General features: G+C 69.3%; 24 protein-coding genes and 1 pseudogene. 18 read left to right on the top strand and 7 right to left on the bottom strand.

The genetic code is table 11. The features are described from left to right. Positions 1-38 precede the first annotated feature (38 nt). Positions 39-467, bottom strand: coding sequence for a MarR family winged helix-turn-helix transcriptional regulator (locus tag AC1DXV_RS08155; protein ID WP_477872518.1), 429 nt, complete (start codon positions 465-467; stop codon positions 39-41). Between the two features lie 89 nt (positions 468-556). Here AC1DXV_RS08155 and AC1DXV_RS08150 point away from each other — a divergent pair, with 89 nt between their 5' ends. Further along, positions 557-1,294 carry a siderophore-interacting protein gene (locus tag AC1DXV_RS08150; RefSeq protein ID WP_477933158.1) on the top strand — a complete coding sequence of 246 codons (738 nt, stop codon included), beginning with the start codon at positions 557-559 and terminating at the stop codon, positions 1,292-1,294. A gap of 15 nt (positions 1,295-1,309) precedes the next feature. Continuing rightward, complete coding sequence (locus tag AC1DXV_RS08145; RefSeq protein WP_477869822.1) at positions 1,310-1,972, top strand: class I SAM-dependent methyltransferase; 663 nt, start codon at positions 1,310-1,312, stop codon at positions 1,970-1,972. A gap of 51 nt (positions 1,973-2,023) precedes the next feature. Here the strand turns inward: AC1DXV_RS08145 and AC1DXV_RS08140 are convergent, their stop codons facing one another. Next, positions 2,024-3,133 (bottom strand): 5-methyltetrahydropteroyltriglutamate--homocysteine S-methyltransferase, encoded by a 1,110-nt coding sequence (locus AC1DXV_RS08140; RefSeq protein ID WP_477869824.1) that lies wholly within the window; start codon positions 3,131-3,133, stop codon positions 2,024-2,026. A gap of 156 nt (positions 3,134-3,289) precedes the next feature. Here AC1DXV_RS08140 and AC1DXV_RS08135 point away from each other — a divergent pair, with 156 nt between their 5' ends. The 6 genes from AC1DXV_RS08135 (at position 3,290) to AC1DXV_RS08110 (ending at position 8,768) form a co-directional block, all read left to right on the top strand. Next, entirely contained in the window at positions 3,290-4,474 is a 1,185-nt protein-coding gene (locus AC1DXV_RS08135; RefSeq protein WP_477933156.1) for an ABC transporter substrate-binding protein, read from the top strand. A 2-nt stretch (positions 4,475-4,476) separates the two neighbouring features. Then, the gene (locus AC1DXV_RS08130; protein WP_477869828.1) at positions 4,477-5,337 is read left to right on the top strand and encodes a branched-chain amino acid ABC transporter permease; all 861 of its coding nucleotides are present in this window, start codon (positions 4,477-4,479) and stop codon (positions 5,335-5,337) included. Continuing rightward, positions 5,334-6,305, top strand: coding sequence for a branched-chain amino acid ABC transporter permease (locus AC1DXV_RS08125; protein WP_477933154.1), 972 nt, complete (start codon positions 5,334-5,336; stop codon positions 6,303-6,305). Before AC1DXV_RS08130 ends, AC1DXV_RS08125 begins: the two co-directional genes overlap by 4 nt. After that, positions 6,302-7,060 carry an ABC transporter ATP-binding protein gene (locus AC1DXV_RS08120; RefSeq protein WP_477869341.1) on the top strand — a complete coding sequence of 253 codons (759 nt, stop codon included), beginning with the start codon at positions 6,302-6,304 and terminating at the stop codon, positions 7,058-7,060. The genes AC1DXV_RS08125 and AC1DXV_RS08120 overlap by 4 nt, the downstream gene beginning before the upstream one ends. Next, entirely contained in the window at positions 7,053-7,754 is a 702-nt protein-coding gene (locus tag AC1DXV_RS08115) for an ABC transporter ATP-binding protein (protein ID WP_477869339.1), read from the top strand. The genes AC1DXV_RS08120 and AC1DXV_RS08115 overlap by 8 nt, the downstream gene beginning before the upstream one ends. 126 nt (positions 7,755-7,880) lie before the next feature. Beyond that, on the top strand, positions 7,881-8,768 hold the full coding sequence (locus AC1DXV_RS08110; RefSeq protein WP_477869337.1) for an AraC family transcriptional regulator: 888 nt from the start codon (positions 7,881-7,883) through the stop codon (positions 8,766-8,768). A gap of 8 nt (positions 8,769-8,776) precedes the next feature. On the opposite strand, the gene pobA is transcribed toward AC1DXV_RS08110, so the two are convergent. Continuing rightward, the gene (gene pobA, locus AC1DXV_RS08105; RefSeq protein ID WP_477869335.1) at positions 8,777-9,964 is read right to left on the bottom strand and encodes a 4-hydroxybenzoate 3-monooxygenase; all 1,188 of its coding nucleotides are present in this window, start codon (positions 9,962-9,964) and stop codon (positions 8,777-8,779) included. A 10-nt stretch (positions 9,965-9,974) separates the two neighbouring features. After that, entirely contained in the window at positions 9,975-10,793 is an 819-nt protein-coding gene (locus tag AC1DXV_RS08100; RefSeq protein ID WP_477933152.1) for an IclR family transcriptional regulator domain-containing protein, read from the bottom strand. A 181-nt stretch (positions 10,794-10,974) separates the two neighbouring features. Here AC1DXV_RS08100 and pcaH point away from each other — a divergent pair, with 181 nt between their 5' ends. Together pcaH and AC1DXV_RS08090 are read left to right on the top strand one after the other, a co-directional pair. Beyond that, a complete protein-coding gene (gene pcaH / locus AC1DXV_RS08095; protein ID WP_477933150.1) occupies positions 10,975-11,667 on the top strand; it encodes a protocatechuate 3,4-dioxygenase subunit beta in 693 nt (230 codons plus the stop codon). 11 nt (positions 11,668-11,678) lie between these two features. Further along, positions 11,679-12,197, top strand: coding sequence for a peptidase associated/transthyretin-like domain-containing protein (locus AC1DXV_RS08090; protein WP_477865081.1), 519 nt, complete (start codon positions 11,679-11,681; stop codon positions 12,195-12,197). A gap of 18 nt (positions 12,198-12,215) precedes the next feature. Here AC1DXV_RS08090 and AC1DXV_RS08085 read toward each other — a convergent pair whose 3' ends face one another. The 3 genes from AC1DXV_RS08085 to AC1DXV_RS08075 are packed head-to-tail and all read right to left on the bottom strand — an operon-like array spanning position 12,216 to position 14,694. Next, positions 12,216-13,208 carry a Gfo/Idh/MocA family protein gene (locus tag AC1DXV_RS08085; RefSeq protein ID WP_477865082.1) on the bottom strand — a complete coding sequence of 331 codons (993 nt, stop codon included), beginning with the start codon at positions 13,206-13,208 and terminating at the stop codon, positions 12,216-12,218. Beyond that, a complete protein-coding gene (locus AC1DXV_RS08080) occupies positions 13,205-14,224 on the bottom strand; it encodes an NAD-dependent epimerase/dehydratase family protein (protein WP_477865083.1) in 1,020 nt (339 codons plus the stop codon). Before AC1DXV_RS08080 ends, AC1DXV_RS08085 begins: the two co-directional genes overlap by 4 nt. Beyond that, positions 14,221-14,694: an Lrp/AsnC family transcriptional regulator gene (locus AC1DXV_RS08075; protein ID WP_047508983.1), complete on the bottom strand. Its 474-nt coding sequence runs from the start codon at positions 14,692-14,694 to the stop codon at positions 14,221-14,223. The genes AC1DXV_RS08080 and AC1DXV_RS08075 overlap by 4 nt, the downstream gene beginning before the upstream one ends. Positions 14,695-14,821: 127 nt before the next feature. On the opposite strand from AC1DXV_RS08075, the gene rocD reads away from it, so the two are divergent. From rocD to AC1DXV_RS08035, 8 genes and pseudogenes are all read left to right on the top strand, one after another. Next, a complete protein-coding gene (gene rocD / locus AC1DXV_RS08070; RefSeq protein ID WP_477933148.1) occupies positions 14,822-16,108 on the top strand; it encodes an ornithine--oxo-acid transaminase in 1,287 nt (428 codons plus the stop codon). A gap of 115 nt (positions 16,109-16,223) precedes the next feature. Continuing rightward, positions 16,224-17,630 carry a hypothetical protein gene (locus AC1DXV_RS08065; protein ID WP_477865085.1) on the top strand — a complete coding sequence of 469 codons (1,407 nt, stop codon included), beginning with the start codon at positions 16,224-16,226 and terminating at the stop codon, positions 17,628-17,630. Positions 17,631-17,649: 19 nt separating this feature from the next. Next, positions 17,650-17,916, top strand: a pseudogene (locus AC1DXV_RS08060) (2OG-Fe(II) oxygenase); the annotation flags it as partial. Positions 17,917-18,040: 124 nt separating this feature from the next. Then, positions 18,041-19,264 carry a methyl-accepting chemotaxis protein gene (locus AC1DXV_RS08055; RefSeq protein ID WP_477865086.1) on the top strand — a complete coding sequence of 408 codons (1,224 nt, stop codon included), beginning with the start codon at positions 18,041-18,043 and terminating at the stop codon, positions 19,262-19,264. Positions 19,265-19,305: 41 nt separating this feature from the next. Next, complete coding sequence (locus tag AC1DXV_RS08050) at positions 19,306-19,674, top strand: response regulator (RefSeq protein ID WP_477865087.1); 369 nt, start codon at positions 19,306-19,308, stop codon at positions 19,672-19,674. 85 nt (positions 19,675-19,759) lie between these two features. After that, positions 19,760-20,044, top strand: a complete 285-nt coding sequence (locus AC1DXV_RS08045; RefSeq protein WP_477865088.1) for an STAS domain-containing protein — start codon at positions 19,760-19,762, stop codon at positions 20,042-20,044. Between the two features lie 22 nt (positions 20,045-20,066). Then, positions 20,067-22,193: a chemotaxis protein CheA gene (locus tag AC1DXV_RS08040; RefSeq protein WP_477865089.1), complete on the top strand. Its 2,127-nt coding sequence runs from the start codon at positions 20,067-20,069 to the stop codon at positions 22,191-22,193. 30 nt (positions 22,194-22,223) lie between these two features. Further along, on the top strand, positions 22,224-23,350 hold a 1,127-nt coding region (locus AC1DXV_RS08035), incomplete at its 3' end, for a methyl-accepting chemotaxis protein (protein WP_477933146.1).

The raw sequence follows: 23,350 nt of genomic DNA, 5'->3' as shown, positions 1-23,350 counted from the left end.
GCCGGGGGCGTGTGGCAATACCGAAGCGACCACCGTGGTCAGTCCGGCGCGTCGAGGTTGTCCGTCACCCGCTGCAGCAGCGCCAGCAGTTGCCGCTGTTCCGCTGCGCTGAACCCGGCCACCGCCCGCGCATTCAGCTTGCGCGCCTGCTGCTGCAGCGTGCGCAGCACCGCCTGGCCGTCAGCCGTCAGCGAGAGAGTGACGCTGCGCCGATCCGCCGCGTCGGCCTGCGCGTCGAGCAGGCCGCGCTCGCGCAGCCCCTTGATCAGCCGCGCCAGCTGCGCCTTGTCGCGCCCGCTGTGCTGCGAGAGCTCGCTCTGCGTCGCGCCGGGGTGGCGGCCGAAGTAACCGAGCACTTTGCTCTCCATGTGCGTGATGTCGTGCGGCCCGTCGCGCAGCACCTGGTACTGCTGCCCGCGGTACTGGTGCATCACCGTGTGGATCAGCTCCAGCACGTCGTCTTCCATGCGGGGCACGGCTTTGCCCTGATGGTTGACATTGTCATCTTGTTTGCTCATGATGGGGGATATTGTCAACCATTTCGAGAGCGAGCCCCATGACGGCAGAAACCTCCACCCGGCGCGTGCAGCGCGTCCAGCATGAGATCCGGCGGCGCGAGCTGCGCGTCGTGCGCGTCGAGGCCACGAGCCCCGGTTTCCGGCGCATCGTGGTGGCCGGCGAGCCGATGGCCGGTTTCATCAGCGCGTCGTTCGACGACCATGTGAAGCTCTTCATCGACACCGGCGCAGCCGAGCCGGTGCGCCGCGACTACACGCCGCGCCGCCACGATGCCGCGGCGGGCGAGCTGACGCTGGATTTCGCGCTGCACGACGACGGCCCGGCGTCCGACTGGGCGGCGCGCGCGCAGCCCGGCGACGCGCTGACGGTGGCCGGCCCACGCGGCTCGTTCATCATCCCGCTCGACTACGACTGGCACCTGCTGATCGGCGACGCGAGCGCGCTGCCGGCGATCGAGCGCCGGCTCGAGGAGCTGCCGGCCGGCACGCGCGCGATCGTGCTGCTGCAGCTCGATGCAGCGGATCGCCGCCCGCTGGCGAGTGCCGCCGCGCTGCAGGTGCAGCATGTCGACAGCGACGACGCGCTGCTCGCCGCGGCCCGCGCGCTCACGCTGCCGCCCGGCGACGGCTACGCCTGGTGCGCCGGCGAGGCCGCGACGATGGCGGCGCTGCGCCGCGTGCTGGTCGACGAGAAGGGCCACGACCGCCACGCGATCCGCGCGGCCGCGTACTGGAAGCGCGGCGTCGTCGCGCACCACGAGAACCTCGGCGATTGAAGAAAGGAACACGCCATGTCAAACCGGACCTTGCCGCTCGACGACCACCTGCTCGACTACGTCATCGCCCATTCGGTGCGCGAGCACCCGGCGCAGGCCGCGCTGCGCGAGGCGACGCGGCGGCACCCGCACGCGTCGATGCAGATCTCGCCCGAGCAGGGGCAGTTCATGTCGCTGCTGGTGCGCCTGATCGGCGCGCGCCGCGCGATCGAGGTCGGCGTGTTCACCGGCTACAGCGCGCTGACGGTGGCGCTCGCGCTGCCCGACGACGGCCGGCTGCTCGCCTGCGACATCAACGACGACTACACCCGCGTCGGCCGGCCGTTCTGGCAGCAGGCGGGCGTGGCGCACAAGATCGAGCTGCAGCTCGCGCCGGCGCTGCAGACGCTGGATGCGCGACTCGCGGCCGGCGAGGCCGGGCAGTACGACTTCGCGTTCATCGACGCCGACAAGCGCAGCTACGACGGGTACCTGGAGCGCTGCCTGCAACTGCTGCGCCCCGGCGGGCTGATCGCGATCGACAACACGCTGTGGGGCGGCGACGTGGCGCACCCGGCCGCGGCAGGCACCGACACCGCGGCGCTGCAGGCGCTGAACGACAAGCTGCACCGCGACGAGCGGGTCGACCTGTCGCTGCTGCCGATCGGCGACGGGTTGACACTCGCGCGCAAACGGTAGCCCGGATGCCAATCCGGGATTTGTCCGACACATCCCGGATTGGCATCCGGGCTACGAACCCCATACCTCCTGGGCCGTCTCCACGACCAATCTGAGCTTCGCCCGCTGCGCCTCCACCGCGATGTCGTTGCCGTGCACCGTGCTGCTGAAGCCGCATTGCGGCGACAGGCACAGCTGCTCCAGCGGCACGTACTTCGCGGCCTCGTCGATGCGGCGCTTCAGCTCGTCCTTCGACTCCAGCTCGCCGAGCTTGGTTGTCACGAGACCCAGCACCACCGTCTTGCCCTTCGGCAGGAAGCGCAGCGGCCTGAAATCGCCGCTGCGCGCGTCGTCGTACTCGAGGAAGTACGCGTCGACGTCCATCTCCGACAGCAGCGCCTGCGCCACCGGCTCGTAGCCGCCCTGCGCCGCCCAGGTGCTCTTGAAGTTGCCGCGGCACAGGTGCACCGCGAGCGTCATGCCGGCCGGCTTCTGCGCCACCACGCGGTTGATGAAACCGGCGTAGCGGTGCGGCAGCTCGTCGGGGTCGTCGCCGCGCTGGCGGGCCGCCTCGCGCATCTTGTCGTCGCACAGGTAGGCGAGGTTGGTGTCGTCCATCTGCACATAGGTCGCGCCGGCCGCCGCCAGCGAGCGCAGTTCGTCGCCGTAGGCGTTCGCCACGTCCTGGTAGAACGGCTCCAGGTCCGGGTAGTGCTCGCGGCTGATGCCGGCGCGCCCGCCGCGGAAGTGCAGCATCGTCGGCGACGGGATCGTCACCTTCGGCGTGCGCCGCGTCTGCGACTTCAGGTACTCGAAGTCGGCACGCTGGATGTCCTTCACGTGGCGCACCTTGTCGATCACGCGCATCACCGGCGGGGCGAGCTCCTCGCTGCCGTCGGGCTTCTTCACCAGCACCGGGATGTCGGTCTTCACGCCGCCCAGCTGCTCCAGGAAATCGATGTGGAAGTAGGTGCGGCGGAACTCGCCGTCGGTGATGCTCTGCAGGCCCACGTCCTCCTGGAAGCGCACGATCTCGGTGATCGCCCGGTCTTCCACCGCACGCAGTTCGGCCGCGCTGATCTCCTTCAGGCGGAAGCGCTCGCGGGCCTCCAGCAAATACTTCGGTCGCAGGAAGCTGCCGACGTGGTCAGCGCGAAAAGGAGCTGCGGAACGCTGGGTCATCAAGGTCTCCTGTGAGGGTTCACCGCGATGCGCGATGCCCCCGTTTCTGCTGCAATGTTCTTATATAGAACACGGGTGCTGTATGCGAACCTTGATGCTAGCATCCGGCCCCGGATTCGCTGCATCATCCACCGCCTTCCCAACGGAGACAAACGCATGCACAAGCGCACCGCCCTGCGGCACCTCGCTGCGGCGGGGCTGGCCTCGAGCCTGCCCCTGGCTTTCCCATCCGCCGCCTTCGCGCAGGCCAAGCCGTTCAAGATCGGCTTCATCCTCCCGATGACCGGGCAGTCGGCATCGACCGGCCGGCAGATCGAGGCGGCCGCGAAGCTGTACCTGGCGCAGAACGGCAGCACGGTCGCCGGCCGCAAGATCGAGCTGATCATCAAGGACGACGGCGGCGTGGCCGACGCGACGCGCCGCATCGCGCAGGAGCTGGTGGTCAGCGACAAGGTCGACGTGCTGGCCGGCTTCGGCCTGACGCCGCTGGCCCTCGCGACCGCGCCGATCGCGACGCAGAGCAAGACGCCGATGGTCGTGACCGCCGCGGCCACGTCGATCGTCACCGAGCAGTCGCCCTACATCGTGCGCACCAGCTTCACGCTGCCGCAGGTGACGCTGGGCATCGCCGAATGGGCGAGCAAGAACCAGATCAAGCGCGCGGTGACGCTGGTGGCCGACTACGCGCCGGGCATCGACGCCGAGAAGACCTTCAGGGACCGCTTCAAGCTGAACGGCGGCGAGGTCATCGGCGAGATCCGCTCGCCGCTGCGCAACCCCGATTTCGCGCCCTTCCTGCAGAAGGTGCGCGACCTGAGCCCCGATGCGGTGTTCGTGTTCCTGCCGTCCGGGCAGGGCGCGGCGTTCATGAAGCAGTTCGCCGAGCGCGGCCTCGACAAGTCGGGCATCCGCCTGATCTGCACCGGCGACGTGACCGATGACGACCAGCTCAACGACATGGGCGACGTCGCGCTGAACATCGTCAGCTCGCACCACTACTCGGCCTCGCACCCGTCGGCGGTCAACAAGAAGTTCGTCGAGGCCTTCCAGGCGGCCAACAAGTTCCGCCCGAATTTCATGGCGGTGGCCGGCTACGACGGCATGCGCGTGATCACGAAGGCGCTTGAGGCCACCAAGGGCGCGGGCGGTGGCGATGCGCTGCTGGCCGCGATGAAGGGCCAGGTGTTCGAGAGCCCGCGCGGTCCGGTGATGATCGATGCGCAGACGCGCGACATCGTGCAGGACGTCTACATCCGCCGCGTCGCCCGGGTGAACGGCCAGCTCTTCAACGAGGAGTTCGACGTGCAGAAGGCCGTGAAGGATCCGGGCAAGACGAAGTAGGCATGCTGACGCTGCTGTTCGACGGCATCGCCTACGGCATGCTGCTGTTCGTGCTGGCCGTCGGGCTGGCGGTCACGCTCGGGTTGATGAACTTCGTCAACCTGGCGCACGGCGCGTTCGCGATGGCCGGCGGCTACGTCACCGTGCTGCTGATGAACCGCCTGGGCGTGCCCTTCCTCGCGACGCTGCCGGCCGCCTTCATCCTCACCGCGCTGGCCGGGGCGCTGCTCGAACGCACGCTGTACCGGCCGATGTACGCCAAGCCGCATCTCGACCAGGTGCTGTTCTCGATCGGCCTGGTGTTCATGGCGGTGACGGCGGTCGACTGGATCATCGGCTCGCAGCAGCAGATGATCCAGGTGCCGCCGTGGCTGCAGGGCCGCTTCGACTTCGCCGCGGTCGGCATCGGCAAGTACCGGCTGTTCATCATCGTGCTGTGCGCGCTGCTGACGATCGCGCTGCAGGCGGTGCTGACGCGCACCCGCTTCGGCAGCCGGCTGCGCGCCGCGGTCGACGATCCGCGCGTCGCGCAGGGCCTGGGCATCAACACCAGCCAGGTGTTCCTGCTGACCTTCGCGGTCGGCTCGGGGCTGGCCGGGCTGGGCGGTGCGCTCGGTGCCGAGGTGCTGGGGCTGGACCCGAGCTTCCCGCTCAAGTTCATGATCTATTTCCTGATCGTCGTCTCGGTCGGCGGCACCACCACCATCACCGGCCCGCTGCTGGCCGCGCTGCTGCTGGGCATCGCCGACGTGTTCGGCAAGTACTACGTGCCCAAGCTCGGCGCCTTCATCGTCTACACGCTGATGATCGTGATCCTCACGCTGCGCCCGCAGGGGCTGTTCGGGCGGAGCGCCGCCCGATGACCGAACGCGGCAGCGTGCGCGATTCACTGGCCGCCGCTTCGGCCTGGCGCTGGTGGGAGTTCGCGCTCGGGCTGGTCGCGCTCGGCTCCTGCGTGTTCGCCGGCGAGCATGCGCTGCTGCTCAACGAGATCGCGATCCTCGGGCTGTTCGCGATGTCGCTCGACCTGGTGCTGGGCTACGCCGGCATCGTGTCGCTCGGGCATGCGGCGTTCTTCGGCTTCGGCGCCTACGCGGCGGCGCTGTTCGCGAAGCACGTGATGCCCGATCCGCTGGTCGGGCTGGCGGTGGCGATCGCGGCATCGGCGCTGCTCGGCGCGTTCAGCAGCCTGCTGATCCTGCGCGGCTCCGACCTGACGCGGCTGATGGTGACGCTCGGCGTGGCGTCGGTGCTCTATGAGCTCGCGAACAAGCTCGACGGGCTGACCGGCGGCACCGACGGGCTGCAGGGCGTCGTGATGGGGCCGCTGCTCGGGCACTTCGAGTTCGACCTGGTCGGCCGCACCGCGTATGCCTACAGCCTCGCGGTGCTGGTGCTGGCGCTGCTGCTCGCGCGGCGCGTCGTGCACTCGCCGTTCGGCGTCTCGCTGAAGGCCTTGCGCGACAACCGGCTGCGCGCCACCAGCGTCGGGCTGTCGGTGAATGCGCGGCTCGCGGCGGTGTACACCCTCGCCGCCGGGCTCGCCGGTGCGGCGGGCGCACTGCTCGCGCAGACCAGCGGCTTCGCGTCGCTCGACGTGCTTGACTTTCATCGCAGCGCCGACGTGCTGCTGGTGCTCGTGATCGGCGGCACCGGCTACCTGTACGGCGGCGTCTTCGGCGCGATCGCGTTCAAGCTGCTGCACGACCTGGTGTCGGCCTGGACGCCGCAGTACTGGCTGTTCTGGCTCGGGCTGTTCCTGGTGGTGCTGATGCTGGTCGGCCGCGACCGCTTCATCCGCCCGTGGACCTGGTGGGGCCGCAAGCCATGACCATCGCGCTGGAAACCCGCGGTCTCGTCAAGCGCTTCGGTGGCATCGCCGCGACGCAGGACGTGTCGCTCACGATCGAGACCGGCGCGCGCCACGCGCTGATCGGCCCGAACGGCGCCGGCAAGACGACGCTGATCAACCTGCTGACGGGTGTGCTCGCGCCGAGCGCCGGCACGATCCTGCTCGACGGCCAGGACATCACCCGCCTCGCACCGCACCAGCGCGTGAAGCGCGGCCTGGTGCGCACCTTCCAGATCAACCAGCTGTGGAGCGAGCTGACGCCGCTGCAGTCGCTGGCGCTCGCGGTGTCGGCCGAGCGCGGGGCCGCTTCGCGCTGGTGGCAGCCGCTCGGCCGGGCCGACGGCGTGGCCGAGGCCTGCGAGACGCTGCTGAAGCAGTTCCGGCTGGACGACGTGATGGACCGGAAGGTCGCGGTGCTGCCCTATGGCAAGCGCCGGCTGCTGGAGATCGCGACGGCGCTCGCGTGCCGGCCGCGCGTGCTGCTGCTCGACGAGCCGGTGGCCGGCGTGCCCGGGGGCGAGCGGCAGGAGATCTTCGACACCATCAACGCGCTGCCGGCAGACGTGTCGATCCTGCTGATCGAGCACGACATGGACCTGGTCTTCAACTTCGCGCGCCGCGTCTCGGTGCTGGTCAATGGCGCGCTGTTCGCCGAGGGCGACGTGCAGAGCATCTCGAACGATCCGCGCGTGAAGGCGGTGTATCTCGGCCAGGGGGAGGCCGCCCATGGCTGAGCCGCTGCTGCGCGTGGAAGGCCTGACCTCCGGCTACGGCGAGGCCGTGGTGGTGCAGGGCGTCGACCTGGAACTGGCGGCAGGGCAGTCGCTCGCGCTGCTGGGGCGCAACGGCACCGGCAAGACGACGCTGCTGAACACGCTGGTCGGCGTGACGCGCCGCCATGCCGGCCGCATCGTGCTCGCCGGGCAGGACATCAGCGCGACCGCCCCGTACCGGCGCGCCGCGGCCGGCATCGGCTGGGTGCCGCAGGAGCGCAACATCTTCAAGTCGCTGACGGTCGACGAGAACCTGACGGCGGTCGCGCGCCCGGGGCCGTGGACCGTTGCGCGCGCCTACGAGATGTTCCCGCGGCTCGCCGAGCGGCGCGGCAACCTGGGCCACCAGCTGTCCGGCGGCGAGCAGCAGATGCTGGCAGTGGTGCGCGCGCTGGTGCTGAACCCGAAGCTGCTGCTGCTCGACGAGCCGCTGGAGGGCCTGGCGCCGATCATCGTGGAAGAGCTGCTGCGCTCGATCGCACGCGTGGTGCGCGACGAGGGGCTGTCGGCCATCATCGTCGAGCAGAACCCGCGGATGATCCTGCCGATCACGCAGAACGCGGTGGTGCTGGACCGCGGCAGCATCGTGCACCGCGGCGACAGCGCGGCGCTGCTGGCGGATCCGGCGCAGCTGGAGCGCTGGCTGGCTCCGTAGCCCGGATGCCAATCCGGGGTGTGTCCGACACCTCCCGGATTGGCATCCGGGCTACGAACTGAGCAATCCGGGGCGCGCGTCGGACGGGGCGCCGGCCCTACAGTGGCGCGGCCATCACCTTCGTCCATGCGCCCCCAGTCCGAACTCTCCTACCGCCGCCGCATCAACCGCGTCGTCGCCCATGTGCATGCGCAGCTGTCCTCCGATCTCGAGGGGAGCACGCTGGCCGACATCGCCGCGATGTCGCGCTTCCACTTCCACCGCGTGTTCTCCGCGATGACCGGCATGACGCCGGCGCAGTACGTGCTGCGCATGCGCCTGGCGGCCGCCGTCGAGGCGCTGCGCGGCGGCAGCGCGCCAGTCGGGCAGATCGCGCTCGATTGCGGCTTCGATGGCGGCACGAGCTTCGCCCGCGCGCTGCGGCGTGAGTTCGGGCTGTCGCCGAGCGCGGTGCGCACGGCGCTGCTGGACCCGCGCCTGGCGCTACCGGTGGTGGCATCCCATCGACCCTCCCGGAGAAAGACCATGCTTGAACCGACCTTCCGCGACCTGCCTGAACGCCAGGTGCTGTGCGCCACCGAACGCGGCGCGATCGACAACGACATGAGTGCCGCCGCGCAGCGCGCCTTCGGCCGCCTCATGCCAGCCGTGCAGGCGCTCGGCCTCGGCGAGCGGCAGACCGCGTGCCTCGCGATCTGCCCCGACGAGGTCCAGGGCTTCGACGACCCCGATGCGCGCTTCATCGCGGCCATCGCGTTCAGCGGCCCGGTGCCCGACCTCTCGAGCGTCGACCGCATCGAGTGCCAGGCGATCCCCGCCGGCCGCTGGGCGGTGTTCCGCCACACCGGACCGTACGACACGCTGTGGCAGACCTGGCGCGCGATCTACCGCGACTGGGTGCCGTCGTCCGGCGTCGAGCTGCGCGATGCCGCGCCGTTCGAGGACTACGTGAACGACGCTCGCCAGGTGCCGACCGAAGCGCTGATCACCGACATCCACATCCCGGTGCGCTGACGCACCGGTCAGTGTTCGAGCGGCAGCCCGACGTAGTTCTCGGCCAGCACGGTGGCCGCCGCCTCGGAGTGCAGCAGGTAGTCGATCTCCGCCTCCTGCACCTTCTGCCCGAACTCGCCGCCGTCCGGGAAGCGGTGCATCAGCGACGTGAACCACCACGAGAAGCGCACCGCGTTCCAGACGCGGCGCAGGCAACGCTCGGAGTAGCCGTCGATGCCGGCATCGCTGTGCGCCTGGTAGTGCTCGATCAGCCCCTGCGCCAGGTACTGCACGTCGGAGGCCGCCAGGTTCAGCCCCTTCGCGCCGGTCGGCGGCACGATGTGCGCCGCATCGCCGGCGAGGAACAGCCGGCCGAAGCGCATCGGCTCGGCGACGAAGCTGCGCAGCGGCGCGATGCTCTTCTCGATCGACGGGCCGGTGACCATGCGCTCGGCCGATTCCGGGTCGAGCCGGCGCCGCAGCTCGTCCCAGAACGCCTGGTCGCTCCAGCGGGCGACCGAGTCGTCCGCCGGGCACTGGAGGTAGTAGCGGCTGCGCGTCAGCGATCGCATGCTGCACAGCGCGAAGCCGCGCTCGTGGTTCGAGTAGATCAGCTCGTGCGAGACCGGCGGCGTCTCCGACAGCACGCCGAGCCAGCCGAACGGGTAGCTGCGCTCGAACACCTTCAGCGCGGCCGGCGGCACGCTCGCGCGGCTCACGCCGTGGAAGCCGTCGCAGCCGGCGATGAAATCGCAGTGCAGCTCGTGCGTGACGCCTTGCCGGCGCCAGCTGACGCGCGGCGCGGCGCCGTCGAAGTCGTGCAGCGCCACGTCTTCGGCCTCGTATTCGGTGACGGCACCGCAGGCGCTGCGGGCATCCATCAGGTCGCGCGTCAGCTCGGTCTGGCCGTAGACCATCACCTGGCGGCCGTGCGTCAGCCGGCGCAGGTCGATGCGCTGGCGCGTGTTGCGAAAGCCGAGGTCGAAGCCGCCGTGCACCAGCCCCTGCGCATGCATGCGCTGGCCGACGCCGAGCTGGTCCATCAGGTCGACCGTGCCTTGCTCGAGCACGCCGGCCCGGATGCGGCCCAGCACGTAGGCGGCGCTGCGCTGCTCGAGGATCACCGCATCGATGCCGGCCTGGTGCAGCAGTTGGCCCAGCAGCAGCCCGGCCGGCCCGCCGCCGATGATGGCGACCTGTGTGCGCGCGCTGCTCATGATCGTCTGCTCACAGCACCGTGCGCAGGCTCGCCTGCGCATGCAGCAGGGCCGGCAGCGAGCCTTCGACCAGCTGGTCCATCGTCACGCGCGCCGCATGCACGCTGACGTTCATCGCCGCGAGCACCTCGCCGCGGTGGTTCTTCAGCGGCACCGAGATCGTGCGCAGCCCGAGCTCCAGCTCCTGGTCCACCGTCGCATAGCCCTGCGAGCGGGTGCGGGCGATCTCCAGGCGCAGCCGCTCCGGCAGCGTGATGGTGTTGGGCGTCAGCGGTTCCAGCGCCTGGCGGGCGATCCACGCGTCGACCTCGGCCTGCGGCAGCGCGCTCAACAGCACGCGGCCGTTCGCGGTGCAGTACGCCGGCACGCGGGTGCCCGGCTGCAAGGTGGACGAGACCACGCGGCCGGCGCTGGTGGCGGCGATGCAGATCACGTCGTTGCCGTCGAGCACGCCGGCCGACGAGGCTTCCTTCAGCGCGTAGGCCAGTTTGTGCAGCTCCGGCTGCACGATGCGCGGCAGCCGCGCCGAGTGCATGTAGCTCTGGCCCATGCGCAGCACCTTCGGCGTCAGCGCGTACATCTTGCGGTCGCTGTTGACGTAGCCGAGGTATTCCAGCGTGATCAGGTAGCGGCGGGCGGCGGCGCGGGTCAGGTTGCAGCGCGCGGCGACCTCGCTGATCGTGAGGCGCGGCCGGTCCTGGTCGAAGGCCTCGATCACCGCGAGGCCCTTCTCGAGGCCGGCGATCAGGTCGCGCTTGTTGGGGGCGGCCGGGGCCGCGGTGTCGGCGGCCAGGCCGTCGTCGGGAAGCTGCGGTTCGCGAGCGTTCATCTCAACTGCTACTCCGAGGTGCGCCAATCGCCCATGGTGGGCGCTGTGTCGACGCGATCCGCACCCAGCCCCTTGTGGTGCGAATCAATGTAGCCTACCTTCTGCAGATTGCAGCCGCGATTCGACCGCGTGGGCGATTGGCGGATCGAGGAAGCGGATCGAGCGGGTCAAGGAGACAGCGATGCAGTTCGACGAGGTGGCCCCGGGCGTGTACCCGAGCCTGATCCATCCCCCTTATCAATCCACCCGCAGCCGGGGCCCGATGCAGCCGCCGTTGCGCGTGAAGGCGCCGGTGCCGGCGCGCGACGGCGTGCGTTTCTCGCCCGCGCTGGTCGGCCCGAAGGATCTCGACCTCACGTCCCACGGCAGCAGCGCGCCGCTCGGCGAGAAGATCATCGTCAGCGGCCGCGTGGTCGACGAAGACGGCCGCCCGGTGCGGCGCTCGCTGCTCGAGGTGTGGCAGTGCAACGCGGCCGGCCGCTACTGGCACAAGAAAGACCAGCACGATGCGCCGCTCGACCCCAACTTCCACGGCGTCGGCAAGATGTTCACCGACGACGATGGCCGCTACCGTTTCGTGACGATCAAGCCGGGGCCGTACCCGTGGGGCAACCACGACAAGGCCTGGCGGCCGGCGCACATCCACTTCTCGCTGTTCGGCAACGTGCTGGCGCAGCGGCTGGTGACGCAGATGTATTTCGCGAACGACCCGCTGTTCGCGTTCGACCCGATCTTCCAGAGCATCCCCGACGAGGCGGCGCGAACCCGCCTGGCCGCGCACCTGGACATGGACCACACCGACGGCGGCAACGCCCTCGGCTACGACTTCGACATCGTGCTGCGCGGCCGCGACGCGACGCCGATGGATCTGTGAGCGCCGACGCCATGACGAGCCGGATCACTTCATCGCAGACCATCGGCCCGTTTCCACACGAGGGGTGGCGCTGGGCCGCCGAGCTGTCGCAGCAGGGGGCCACGGCCACCACCTGGATCACGATCGGCGGCGTGCTGTTCGACGGGCAGGGCCAGCCGGTGAGCGACGGCTGGGTCGAGGCCTGGTCACCGGCCGCGGCGACCGGCGAGCATGGGCGCCCGATGCCCGGCTTCCGCCGTTGCCCGACCGGCGAGCGCGGCGAGTTCCGCATCGAACTGGGCGCTTCGCCGCAGGCGGCGCCGGGCGAGCCGGTGGCCTGGATCACGCTGTTCGCGCGCGGCCTGTTGAAGCACCAGTTCTGCGCGGTGTTCCTGGCCGACGCGCCGGGGCTCGCGAACTCGGAACTGCTGGCGCAGGTGCCGGCGGCGCGCCGCGACACGCTGGTCGCGCAGCGCCAGGCCGACGGCAGCTACCGCTGGGACATCCACCTGCAGGGCGAGCGCGAGACGGTGTTCCTCGATTTCGAGTGAGCGTCCGGGGCCGGGGTGTCAGCGGTTCGCTGCCGCATGCGCGCGGGCGAGCAACGCATCCATTGCGACGGCCTGCGCGATCGAATCGTCGAGCGTGATGCGCACCGCCTCGTGGCCGAGTGCCGCGGCCTCGAAGTGCCGCACCATCAGCGCATACGGGTCGCAGGGCGCGAAGCGCTCGACGTGATCGCCGATGCGCAGCACCGCCTCGACGTCCTTCCAGCCGAACGGTGTCTCCAGCCTCAGTATGCCGTCGCGCAGCAGCGCCTCGAACTGCGTGTGTGGCGGCAGCGAGAACGCGCAATCGAAATGGCCGGTGACGTCGCCGTGCGCGGTGTCGAAACGCAGCGTCGCGTGCGCCGCATGGTCGACGCGGCCGCCTTCGGCATCAGGCGGCGTCAGCCCGGCCGCCACGCCGAGCACCACCGGCTCGACGCCGGCCAGCCACCGCATCAGGCTCAGCGGATAGCAGCCCAGGTCGTACAGCGCGCCGCCGCCCATGCGGCGGCTCCAGCGCACGTCGGCCGGGTCGTGCAGCGTGTAGGTGAAGTGGCTGCGCATCCATTTCAGCGGGCCCCAGGCCTCGCCGTGCAAGAGCGCCTGGGCGCGCGCGAGCTGCGGGTGGAAGCGGTGCATGAAGGCTTCCATCACCAGCCGCCCGGCGGCCGAGGCGGCGGCCTTCATCTGGCGTGCTTCGTCGGCGCTCAACGCGAGCGGCTTCTCGCACAGCACGTGCTTGCCGGCTTTCAGCGCGGCGAGCGTCAGCGGCAGGTGCGCATGGTTGGGCAGCGCGATGTAGACCGCGTCGATGTCGTCGCGCTCGAGCAGCGCGTCGTAGCGCATCGCGAGCGGGATCTCGTGGGTCGCGGCGAAGGCCGCGCCGCGCACCGGATCGCTGCAGCCGAGCGCGACGATCGGGCTGCCGGTGCTGCGGAAGGCCGGGATCAGCGCCGACGCGGCGATGCGGGCGGCGCCGATCAGGCCCCAGCGCAAGGTGGGTGGTGAGGTCATGGCGGTGGTGGTGGGAGCTTTGCCCATCGTGCCAGCAATTCCTGTTCTCGCTGCGGCGTCAGCTTGCCGTCGCGCCGAGAATCGCCGGCGGCGGGGATCGGCTCGGCCAGGATGTCGGCGGCCGTCTCGTGCAACGACCGCGTGTTCAAGCCGGCCGCCCGCGCCCGCGCGACGCTGACCGCGAGGAAGCCCTGTGAATCCGCCTCGCTCGCCGGGATCCACAGCGGCAGCTCGCTCCACAGGCGCACGCCTTCGGCCTGCAGGAAGGCCTCGCTGACGAGTCGTGGTGTCGCCGATGCATGCCCCGCGTGCACGGCCGCGGCGATGCAGGCGTCGATCATCCGCGGCCAGGTCAGCGGCGCGTCGACCGGCCCGGTCGCGTTGAAGTCACCGCGCGTGCCACGCTCCAGCAGCCGCAGCATCCACGCGGCGAGGTCGCGCACGTCGATCACCTGCAGCGGCGACGGCGCCTCGGGCACCAGCATCGTGCCGCCCGCCGCGGCGCGCCACGGCCAGTGGCTGAAGCGCCCGGTCGGGTCGCCGGGCCCGACGATCAGGCCCGGCCGCACCACCAGCGCCCGCTCGCCCCACACCGCGCGCAGGGCCGCCTCGCAGGCCGCCTTCTGCGCCCCGTAGTGCGCGACGCTGCGGTCGTCCGGCGCCACGCCGTCGAACGCTGCCAGCGGCGCCCGCTCGTCTTCGCCCGGCCGAACGAGCGACGCATACGCCGACACGCTCGAGACGAACAGGTACTGCCCGGCACCGGCCAGGGCCTCCGCGCTGAGGCGCACATCGCCCGGCAGGTAGCCGCAGGTGTCGACCACCGCATCGAAGCGCCGGCCCTGCAGCGCACCGAGATCGCGCTGCCGGTCACCGGCGATGCAGTCGACGCCGGTCGGCCAGGCACTGCGCGCCCGCCCCCGGTTGAACACCGTCACCGCATGCCCGGCCGCACAGGCTGCATCGACCACGGCCGCACCGAGGAACACGCCACCCCCGAGCACCAGCAGCCTCATGGCGACACCGGCAACGGCGACGGCGCCTTCACCTCTTCCATGCAGATCATCGAACGCACGTCGTCGACGCCGGGCACCTGCATCAGGCGGTCGGTCAGGAACTGGCTCAGGCTCTTCAGGTCCTGCGCGACCACCTTCAGCAGGTAGTCGCTGTCGCCCGAGACCGTGTGGCATTCGAGGATCTGCGGGAAGGCACGGATGTCGGCCTCGACCTCGCGCACGCGGCCGAACTGGCCGCCGTCGATGTTCAGGCTGACGTAGGCCATCACGCCCAGCCCGAGCGCCTGCGGATCGACCTGCGCGCGGTAGCCGCGGATCACGCCGCGCTCTTCCAGCGCGCGCACTCGGCGGAAGCACTGCGGCGCCGACAGGTGCACCTGCGCCGCCAACTCCACGTTGCTGGCGCGGCCATCGGCTTGCAGGGCTTCCAGAATCTTGCGGTCCAGGCCGTCAATCGCTCCACCGTTCATCGCTTTGCTTTCATTGATGCATGAATCGTGCGTCAACGTCGGCAAGGATGCAAGTTTTGGAAAGCAAATTTCGCTGCCGCATCTCTAGACTGTGAGCGTTCGCTATGCACCAAGACCAGGAGTTGACATGACCACCGCCGCCCGCGCCGCCGCCCTGCACGCCCGCCACGCCACCTCGAAGGAATCTCCGATCGCGCTGGAGCAGCGCCACGGCGCCCACAACTACCACCCGTTGCCGGTCGTGCTGACGCGTGGCGAGGGCGTGCACCTGTTCGACGACCGGGGCCGGCGCTACCTCGACATGATGTCCGCCTACTCGGCCGTCAGCTTCGGCCACAGCCACCCGGTGCTGGTGCGCGCGCTCACCGAGCAGGCGCAGACGCTGGCCGTGACGAGCCGGGCCTTCCACACCGACCGGCTCGGTCCCTTCCTGCAGACGCTGTGCCGCATGACCGGCATGGCGCGGGCGCTGCCGATGAACAGCGGCGCCGAGGCGGTGGAGACCGCGATCAAGGCGGCGCGCAAATGGGCCTACAAGGTCAAGCGCGTGCCCGAGGGCCAGGCGCAGATCCTCGTCGCCGAGGGCAACTTCGCCGGCCGCACCACCACCATCGTCGGTTTCTCGACCGAGGCGCAGTACCGCGACGGCTTCGGCCCGTTCGCGCCGGGTTTCAGCGCGGTGCCGTTCGGCGATGCGCGGGCCCTGGAGGCGGCGATCACGCCGCACACCGCCGCCTTCATCGTCGAGCCGATCCAGGGCGAGGCCGGCATCATCGTGCCGCCGGCCGGCTACCTGAAGGCGGTGCGCGAGATCTGCACGAAGCACAACGTGCTGATGATCTGCGACGAGGTGCAGACCGGCCTCGGCCGCACCGGCCGGCTGCTGGCCTGCGAGCACGACGGCGTGCTGCCCGACGGGCTGGTGCTCGGCAAGGCGCTCGGCGGCGGGCTGCTGCCGGTCAGCGCGTTCCTCGCGCGCGAGGACGTGATGGCGCAGTTCACCCCCGGCGACCACGGCAGCACCTTCGGCGGCAACCCGCTGGCCGCGGCGGTCGGGCTGGCCGCCTTGCAGCTGCTGGAGCGCGAGCAGCTGGCGCGCCGTGCGCAGGAGCAGGGCGACTACCTGATGGCCCAGCTCGGCAAGCTGCGGCACCCGGCGATCACCGACATCCGCGGCCGCGGCCTGCTGGTCGGCGTGCAGATCGACCCGGCGTTCGCGAGCGCGCGCGAGGTGTGCGAGCGGCTGATGGACGAAGGCGTGCTGACCAAGGACACGCACCACACGGTGGTGCGGCTCGCGCCGCCGCTGGTGATCGAGCGGGCGCAGGTCGACGAGGCGGTGAATGCGCTGCGGCGGGTGCTGCAGGCGATCGATGCGAAGGCGGGCGTGCGGAGCGAGGCGGCGGCGGCTTGAGGGTGTGCCGCGGGCGAGGTGATGTCTCGCCTGCCGGCTTCCATCGGGGAAGTGGAACCGGCGGAGCCGCTGGGTTACTCACGTGGATATCGGTTCTTTGCCCACGGTTGCATCAATGTCCATTCAAAGCATTTCCCTCCGCTCCACTTCGATGTGGCAACCGCTTCAAGTCGAGCACCCTGACATCGTGGCGCGCATGCGTGCCGGGCGGCTGGCATCGCAGGCCCATGCGAACAAGGTCTTGTCCAAGTTGCTCGAGGCAGGAGGGCATGAGCTCCCAGCCGAACTCGTCGAGAGGACGGCTTCGTGGTTGAGGATCGTGGATCAAGAGACTTGTGCAGACGACAAGGACGGACTCGTCAAGGAACTCGGTGCCGATGTCGAGCTGAAATACGATGTGACGGGAATTGCCTTGTCGTCATTGAAGGGGCTCATTGACAGGCGAGCAGCAAACTTTCAAATGGCAGACGCTCTGCGTCACGAGCTTCCATCACAACCCATTGCATGGGCCGCCGGTCTCTTTTATGTGAGCGAGGCTCTGAAGGGAACCGTAGCGCGGATGAGTCGTGCGCTTCCCCCGCAGTTCGTGCGAGCCATCAATATCTTGATCGCCAACTTCAGGTCAGATGTGATCGCCATGGATTGGCAGGGCTGTTGCGATTCGATGGCGGCGCTGGACCGCTTCATCTCCGATCAGTTGGTGGCTTCGCCGCGTGAACTCTTGCCGAGCTATCGCGCGCTTCCAGAGATCCGGCGGCCGGATGAAGTCAAGGGGGAGGCGATGTCTTTGAGAGCGTTCATCGACACGAACAGTGGTCCGAGATGGCAACCGATTCAAGATGCGGATGCCGTGAGTCGGGCTCCTTCAAGTTCCTTGCGCATGCTGAAGACACTCATTGATGCAAGCGAGGGCTACTTCAAGGACGCGGATGTTGCTCGTCAGGATCCCCTGAAAGGATCTGACGCGTGGAGTGCCCGTCTTGCCATCGCGGCTGACTGTCTGTCTGGCGTGTACTCCGCGGTGAAATACGATCTTCCCGACGAGCTTCGGGGCGTGATTGAACGGCTGCTCAACGACTTCAAATTGGACGTCGATGGGCATGATTGGCAGGCCTGCTGCGAAACCATGGCGGCGCTGGACTGCTTGGTCTCTGGAAACCTCATCCCGTCGTCGGGCACATCCTCGTCGACCGAGGGCCTGCGCCGCCCAAGCCAAGTGCCAAGTCAGACAGAGCACGCCTTGGTGTCTTTGAGAACGGTCGTCGTCGAAAGACTTTCCAAACTCGAAATGGAGTACGTGAGCCCGGAAAACTCTGTGGGCTCCGCTTGCGTGAAAGTGGCGCGCCAACTTGCGGAGTCGCTTTCGAACTCTCTGCCACCGACGATAAGAAAATCGATTTCAGGTCGGATAAAAGGCATGCAATCGACGGGGGACAAGGGGTTGTATTTCCAGAACTTCGTTGCGTTGCGGCAATCGCTCTCGGCATGGACCCACGACGAAAGGAGCAAGCGACGAATCTGACAGGGGTGCGGCGCGAGGCAGCTACCTGCTGCGCTACCCCGAAGGCGCCGAGATCCCGCCGCACACCGACCCGGTGCAGGCGCGCCGCCATTACCGGCTCAACATCGTGCTGAAGGCCTCGCCGGCCGGCGGCGAGTTCGTCTGCGCGACGCCGATCTTCGCGACGCGGCGCATCAAGCTGTTCCGCCCCGATGCCTGCGAGCACAGCGTGACACGCGTGCTCGGCGGCAGCCGCTACGTGCTGTCGATCGGATGGGTGCTGCCGGCGCGCCAGCCCCCGGGTTAACCCGAGGCGCAGGCGGTGAATCAGTTACCGCCGCTTACACGATCCGCGCAGGGCCTGCACAGTTTTTGGCCCGCGCGTCGCACGTCGCGCTTTATTTCCGCGCCGGGCATGCCGACAAGTACGCATGTCCTCCTTCAGTCTCCCTTCCGTGCGTGACACGGCGCTGCCATCGAGCGCGCTGCCCTCACGCCTGTCCCCCAGCGCGTTCGCCTGCACCGCGATGGGCCTGGCCGGTGGCATCGCCACCTGGGCCGCGAGCGGCTGGAACGGCTGGGCGCTGCTGGTCGGCGCCGGCCTCGGCGTCGCCGGTGCCTTGTTCGACCGCCGCCAGGCCGTGCTGCGCCGGCAGCAGCGTGACGCCACCGCGGCCTTCGTCGCCGGCACCGAACGGCTCGGCCGCGAACTGCTGCCGGTCTGGGGCGGCCACATCGAAAGCTCGCGCGCGCAGATGGAAAGCGCGATCTCCGCCCTCGCACTGCGCTTCGGCGGCATCGTCGACAAGCTCGACCAGGCGATGCGCGCCTCCAACCTCGCTGCCGGCACCATGCAGGGCAGCGACCAGGGCCTGGTGGCCGTGTTCGCGCACAGCAGCAAGGAACTGAACGGCGTGCTCGATTCGCTGCGCGCCGCGATGGCCAGCAACGGCGCCATGCACGACGAGGTGCAGAGCCTGAACCGCTTCGTCGCCGAGTTGCAGGAGATGGCCGCCGAGGTCGCCAACATCGCCTCGCAGACCAACCTGCTCGCGATCAACGCCGCCATCGAGGCCGCGCACGCGGGCGAGACCGGCCGCGGCTTCTCGGTGCTGGCCCAGGAGGTGCGCAAGCTGTCGGCCGCCTCCGGCGAGACCGGCCGGCGCATGGCCGACAAGGTCGCGCTGATCGGCGACGCGATCGCCACCGCACGCCGCAGCGCCGATGCGTCGGCCGAGCGCGAGGCCGCGTCCATCGCTGCCTGCGAGACCACCATCACCAGCGTGCTCGGCGGCTTCCACACCGTCACCGATGCGCTGGTCGCGTCGGCCGACGTGCTCAAGCGCGAGAGCGTCGGCATCCAGGGCGAGATCGGCGAGGCGCTGGTGCAGCTGCAGTTCCAGGACCGCGTCAGCCAGGTGATGTCGCATGTGCGCCAGAACATCGAGCAGCTGCCGGCCGAGCTGACGCGCAGCCGCGAAGGCTTCGAGCGCGACGGCGTGCTGCAGCCGGTCGACAGCGCCGCGCTGCTGGCCCAGCTGGAGAAGACCTACGCGATGGCCGACGAACGCAGCTTGCACAGCGCGCAGGCGGGGCAAAGCGGGCAGGGCGCGCAGGCCGCCGCCGACGCCAGCGAAGAAATCACCTTCTTCTGACCCAGATCCTTTGACAACGACAGACCGGGAAGCACAACACCATGGCCAAGACCATCCTGATCGTCGACGACTCCGCCTCGGTGCGGCAGGTCGTCGGCATTTCGCTCAAGCAAGCCGGCTACGACGTGATCGAGGGGGTCGACGGCAAGGACGCGCTGAAGCAGCTGACCGGCCAGAAGGTCCACCTGATCATCAGCGACGTCAACATGCCCAACATGGACGGCATCAGCCTCGTGAAAGCCGTCAAGCAGATGCCGGCCTACAAGTTCACGCCGATCGTGATGCTGACCACCGAGTCGCAGGACGCGAAGAAGAAGGAAGGCCAGGAAGCCGGCGCCAAGGCCTGGGTCGTCAAGCCCTTCAAGCCCGAGCAGCTGCTGGGCGTCGTGCAGAAGCTCGTGCTGCCATGAGCGGGGCCGAGCGCCGGGCCGCTCCCAAGCCGGCCCGCATCCCCTCGGGGGATCGATCGATGTACTCATCGAGCGAGGGGTTGTCATGAGCGCTCTTCGCATCGAAGGCGAGCTGACGATCTACCGCGCCGCCGAACTGAAGCAGACGCTGCTCGCCGCCGTGGCGGAGCACGCGGCGGTCGAGGTCGACCTGTCGCAGGTCAGCGAGTTCGACAGCGCCGGGCTGCAGCTGCTGCTGCTCGCCAAGCGCGAGGCCGGTGCGGCCGGCCATGCGCTGCGCCTGGTCGATCACAGCCCGGCCGTCGTCGAGGTGCTGGAGCTGTTCGACCTGGCCGCGCACTTCGGCGACCCGCTGGTCGTCGGCTCCTGACGCATACCCGGAAGGCATCCCGATGAACATGGACCAGGCCCTGCAGACCTTCTTCGCGGAAAGCCGCGAACTGCTGGAAGACATGGAGGCCTCGCTGCTGCGCGTGCGCGAGGAAGACGAGCCGGCCGAGACGATCAATGCGATCTTCCGCGCCGCCCACACCATCAAGGGCTCGGCCGGGCTGTTCGGCCTCGACCAGGTGGTGGCGTTCACGCACGTCGTCGAGAGCGTGCTCGACGAGGTGCGCGAAGGCCGCATCGCCGTCGACGAGCCGATGGTCGCGCTGCTGCTGGCCTGCGGCGACCACATCGGCGCGCTGGTCGACGCGGTCGAATCCGACGCCGACCAGGTGGACCCGGCGCTGGTGCAGCGCGGCGAGCCGCTGCTGCTGCGCCTGCGCGCGCATCTGGAGCCCGTTTCGGGCGCCGTGGTGACAGCACCGGAACCGTCGTTCGAGCGCCTCGCGGCCACCGCGCACGATGCCGACCTGTGGCACATCTCGCTGCGTTTCGGCCGCGACGTGCTGCGCAACGGCATGGACCCGCTGTCCTTCATCCGCTTCCTCGGCACGCTGGGCCAGGTGGTCGGCATCGTGACGCTGGCCGACGCGCTGCCGCCGGCTGCCGAGATGGACCCCGAGTCCTGCTACCTCGGCTTCGAGATCGCGTTCCGCAGCCAGGCCGACAAGGCCGCGATCGAAGGCGTGTTCGATTTCGTGCTCGACGACTGCACGCTGCGCATCGTGCCGCCGCACAGCCGCATCGGCGACTACATCGACCTCATCAAGGCGATGCCGGAAGAATCGGCGCGCCTGGGCGAGATGCTGGTGCGCTGCGGCACCGTCACCGCGCACGAGCTGCAGGCGGCGCTCGACGCCCAGGCGCAGGCCACCCCCGCGCCGCTGATCGGCACCGTGCTGGTCGAGCAGGGCCGCGTCTCGCCGCCGGTCGTCGAGGCCGCGCTCGAGAAGCAGAAGCGCGTGAAGGAGGCGAAGACGCAGGAGAGCCAGTCGATCCGCGTCGACGCCGACAAGCTCGACCACCTGATCAACCTGGTCGGCGAGCTGATCATCGCGTCGGCCGGCGCCAGCCTGATCTCGCGCAAGACGCGCAACAGCGAGCTGCAGGAATGCCACTCGGTGCTGTCCGGCCTGGTCGAGGAGGTGCGCGACAGCGCGCTGCAGCTGCGCATGGTCAAGATCGGCGCCACCTTCAGCCGCTTCCAGCGCGTGGTGCACGATGTCTCGCGCGAGCTCGGCAAGGACATCGGCCTGGTCGTCAACGGCGAGGACACCGAACTCGACAAGACCGTGGTCGAGAAGATCGGCGACCCGCTGACCCACCTGGTGCGCAACGCGATCGACCACGGCATCGATTCGCCCGAGCTGCGCGCCGCGCGCGGCAAGCCGGCCCGCGGCACGGTGATGCTGAACGCGTTCCACGACTCCGGCAGCATCGTGATCGAGGTCAGCGACGACGGCGGCGGCCTGGACCGCGAGAGGATCCTCGCGAAGGCCGTCGAGCGCGGCCTGGTCGAGGCCGGCCGCACGCCGAGCGACGCCGAGATCTACGGGCTGATCTTCGAGCCCGGCTTCTCGACCGCCGAGAAGGTGACCAACCTGTCCGGCCGCGGCGTCGGCATGGATGTCGTCAAGCGCAACATCGTCGCGCTGCGCGGCAGCGTCGGCATCGCCAGCACGCCGGGCGAGGGCACCACCGTCACGGTGCGGCTGCCGCTCACGCTGGCCATCATCAACGGCTTCCAGATCGGCGTCGGCCGCGCGGTGTTCGTCGTGCCGCTGGACATGGTCGACGAATGCGTCGAGTTCAGCACCGAGACCGGCCACGACTACACCGACCTGCGCGGCCAGGTGCTGCCGTTCATCCGGCTGCGCGAGCTGTTCGACATCGACGGGCCGCGCAGCGCGCGGCCGAACATCGTCGTCGTCAAGCATGCCGGCCAGAAATTCGGCCTCGTCGTCGACACGCTGCTCGGCGAGGCGCAGACCGTCATCAAGCCGCTGTCGAAGATGTTCGGCCAGGTCCGCGGCATCAGCGGCTCCAGCATCCTCGGCAGCGGCGAGGTCGCCTTGATCCTCGACGTGCCGGCCCTGATGCAGAGCGCCGGCACGCCGGTCGCGGCCGCCTGATCCCATTCAATTTCCAGGGAGAACCACACCATGTTCAGCAACTTCAAGATCGGCGTCCGCCTGATCGCGGGCTTCATGCTCGTCGCGTCGATCAGCGTCGTGATCGGCTTCATCGGCATCTCCAATACCGGGCAGATGAACGAGCTGGCCGACAACATGTACAACAAGGAGCTGATGGGGCTGTCGTACATCAAGGAAGCCAACATCAACCTGATCTACATCGGGCGGGCCCGGTCGAACTTCCTGCTGGCGAGCTCGCAGGCCGAGCGCGACAAGCACATGGCGTCGATCGCGAAGAGCGTGGCGTCGATGAAGGACTACATCGAGAAGGCCAAGCCGCTGTTCGTCAGCGACCGCGCGAAGGAGGTCTTCACCGCGTTCGGCACGCTGTCGGAGGACTACCAGCGCGAGATGCAGCGTGCGCTGACGCTGGCATCGGCGAAGAAGCTGGCCGACCGCGACGAGGTGCTGGCGCAGTCGCTCGACCTGGTGCGCGACAAGGCCAACAAGCTCGACGAGATGCTCGACGAGCTGATCCGGCAGAAGGAGGAGCGCGCCAGGGCGGCCGCCGAGCACACCGAGAGCCTGTACCGCAGCAGCCGCACCGTGATGATCGGTGCGATCGCCGGCGGCGTGGTGCTGGGCCTGCTGCTCGGCTTCTTCATCAGCCGCAGCGTCAGCAAGCCGCTGGGCCGCGCGGTCGAGGCCGCGAACCGGCTGGCCGAAGGCGACCTGACGGTGAAGATCGAGGCCACCGGCCGCGACGAGACCGCCCAGCTGCTGCAGGCGATGAAGCACATGGTCGACAAGCTGTCGCAGGTGGTGACCGAGGTGAACAGCGGCGCGGAAGCGCTGGCGGGGGCGTCGGAAGAGGTGAGCGCGACGGCGCAGTCGCTGTCGCAGGCATCCAGCGAGCAGGCCGCGGGGGTCGAGGAGACGAGCGCGTCGATCGAACAGATGACGGCGTCGATCTCGCAGAACACCGAGAACGCGAAGGTGACGGACGGGATGGCGACGAAGGCGGCGAGCGAAGCGGCCGAAGGCGGCGAGGCGGTGCGCGCGACGGTGGCGGCGATGAAGCAGATCGCGCAGAAGATCGGGATCATCGACGACATCGCGTACCAGACGAACCTGCTGGCGCTGAACGCGGCGATCGA

Source organism: Rhizobacter sp. P3_C12, assembly GCF_056402735.1.
This window is presented reverse-complemented; position numbering and strand designations above follow the sequence as displayed.

Excerpts from the sequence above, each read along its gene's own strand:
- AC1DXV_RS08155 (WP_477872518.1), bottom strand. The coding sequence starts at position 467 with ATGGAAGACGACGTGCTGGAGCTGATCCACACGGTGATGCACCAGTAC.
- AC1DXV_RS08150 (WP_477933158.1), top strand. The coding sequence starts at position 557 with ATGACGGCAGAAACCTCCACCCGGCGCGTGCAGCGCGTCCAGCATGAG.
- AC1DXV_RS08145 (WP_477869822.1), top strand. The coding sequence starts at position 1,310 with ATGTCAAACCGGACCTTGCCGCTCGACGACCACCTGCTCGACTACGTC.
- AC1DXV_RS08140 (WP_477869824.1), bottom strand. The coding sequence starts at position 3,133 with ATGACCCAGCGTTCCGCAGCTCCTTTTCGCGCTGACCACGTCGGCAGC.
- AC1DXV_RS08135 (WP_477933156.1), top strand. The coding sequence starts at position 3,290 with ATGCACAAGCGCACCGCCCTGCGGCACCTCGCTGCGGCGGGGCTGGCC.
- AC1DXV_RS08130 (WP_477869828.1), top strand. The coding sequence starts at position 4,477 with ATGCTGACGCTGCTGTTCGACGGCATCGCCTACGGCATGCTGCTGTTC.
- AC1DXV_RS08125 (WP_477933154.1), top strand. The coding sequence starts at position 5,334 with ATGACCGAACGCGGCAGCGTGCGCGATTCACTGGCCGCCGCTTCGGCC.
- AC1DXV_RS08120 (WP_477869341.1), top strand. The coding sequence starts at position 6,302 with ATGACCATCGCGCTGGAAACCCGCGGTCTCGTCAAGCGCTTCGGTGGC.
- AC1DXV_RS08115 (WP_477869339.1), top strand. The coding sequence starts at position 7,053 with ATGGCTGAGCCGCTGCTGCGCGTGGAAGGCCTGACCTCCGGCTACGGC.
- AC1DXV_RS08110 (WP_477869337.1), top strand. The coding sequence starts at position 7,881 with ATGCGCCCCCAGTCCGAACTCTCCTACCGCCGCCGCATCAACCGCGTC.
- pobA (WP_477869335.1), bottom strand. The coding sequence starts at position 9,964 with ATGAGCAGCGCGCGCACACAGGTCGCCATCATCGGCGGCGGGCCGGCC.
- AC1DXV_RS08100 (WP_477933152.1), bottom strand. The coding sequence starts at position 10,793 with ATGAACGCTCGCGAACCGCAGCTTCCCGACGACGGCCTGGCCGCCGAC.
- pcaH (WP_477933150.1), top strand. The coding sequence starts at position 10,975 with ATGCAGTTCGACGAGGTGGCCCCGGGCGTGTACCCGAGCCTGATCCAT.
- AC1DXV_RS08090 (WP_477865081.1), top strand. The coding sequence starts at position 11,679 with ATGACGAGCCGGATCACTTCATCGCAGACCATCGGCCCGTTTCCACAC.
- AC1DXV_RS08085 (WP_477865082.1), bottom strand. The coding sequence starts at position 13,208 with ATGACCTCACCACCCACCTTGCGCTGGGGCCTGATCGGCGCCGCCCGC.
- AC1DXV_RS08080 (WP_477865083.1), bottom strand. The coding sequence starts at position 14,224 with ATGAGGCTGCTGGTGCTCGGGGGTGGCGTGTTCCTCGGTGCGGCCGTG.
- AC1DXV_RS08075 (WP_047508983.1), bottom strand. The coding sequence starts at position 14,694 with ATGAACGGTGGAGCGATTGACGGCCTGGACCGCAAGATTCTGGAAGCC.
- rocD (WP_477933148.1), top strand. The coding sequence starts at position 14,822 with ATGACCACCGCCGCCCGCGCCGCCGCCCTGCACGCCCGCCACGCCACC.
- AC1DXV_RS08065 (WP_477865085.1), top strand. The coding sequence starts at position 16,224 with ATGTCCATTCAAAGCATTTCCCTCCGCTCCACTTCGATGTGGCAACCG.
- AC1DXV_RS08055 (WP_477865086.1), top strand. The coding sequence starts at position 18,041 with ATGTCCTCCTTCAGTCTCCCTTCCGTGCGTGACACGGCGCTGCCATCG.
- AC1DXV_RS08050 (WP_477865087.1), top strand. The coding sequence starts at position 19,306 with ATGGCCAAGACCATCCTGATCGTCGACGACTCCGCCTCGGTGCGGCAG.
- AC1DXV_RS08045 (WP_477865088.1), top strand. The coding sequence starts at position 19,760 with ATGAGCGCTCTTCGCATCGAAGGCGAGCTGACGATCTACCGCGCCGCC.
- AC1DXV_RS08040 (WP_477865089.1), top strand. The coding sequence starts at position 20,067 with ATGAACATGGACCAGGCCCTGCAGACCTTCTTCGCGGAAAGCCGCGAA.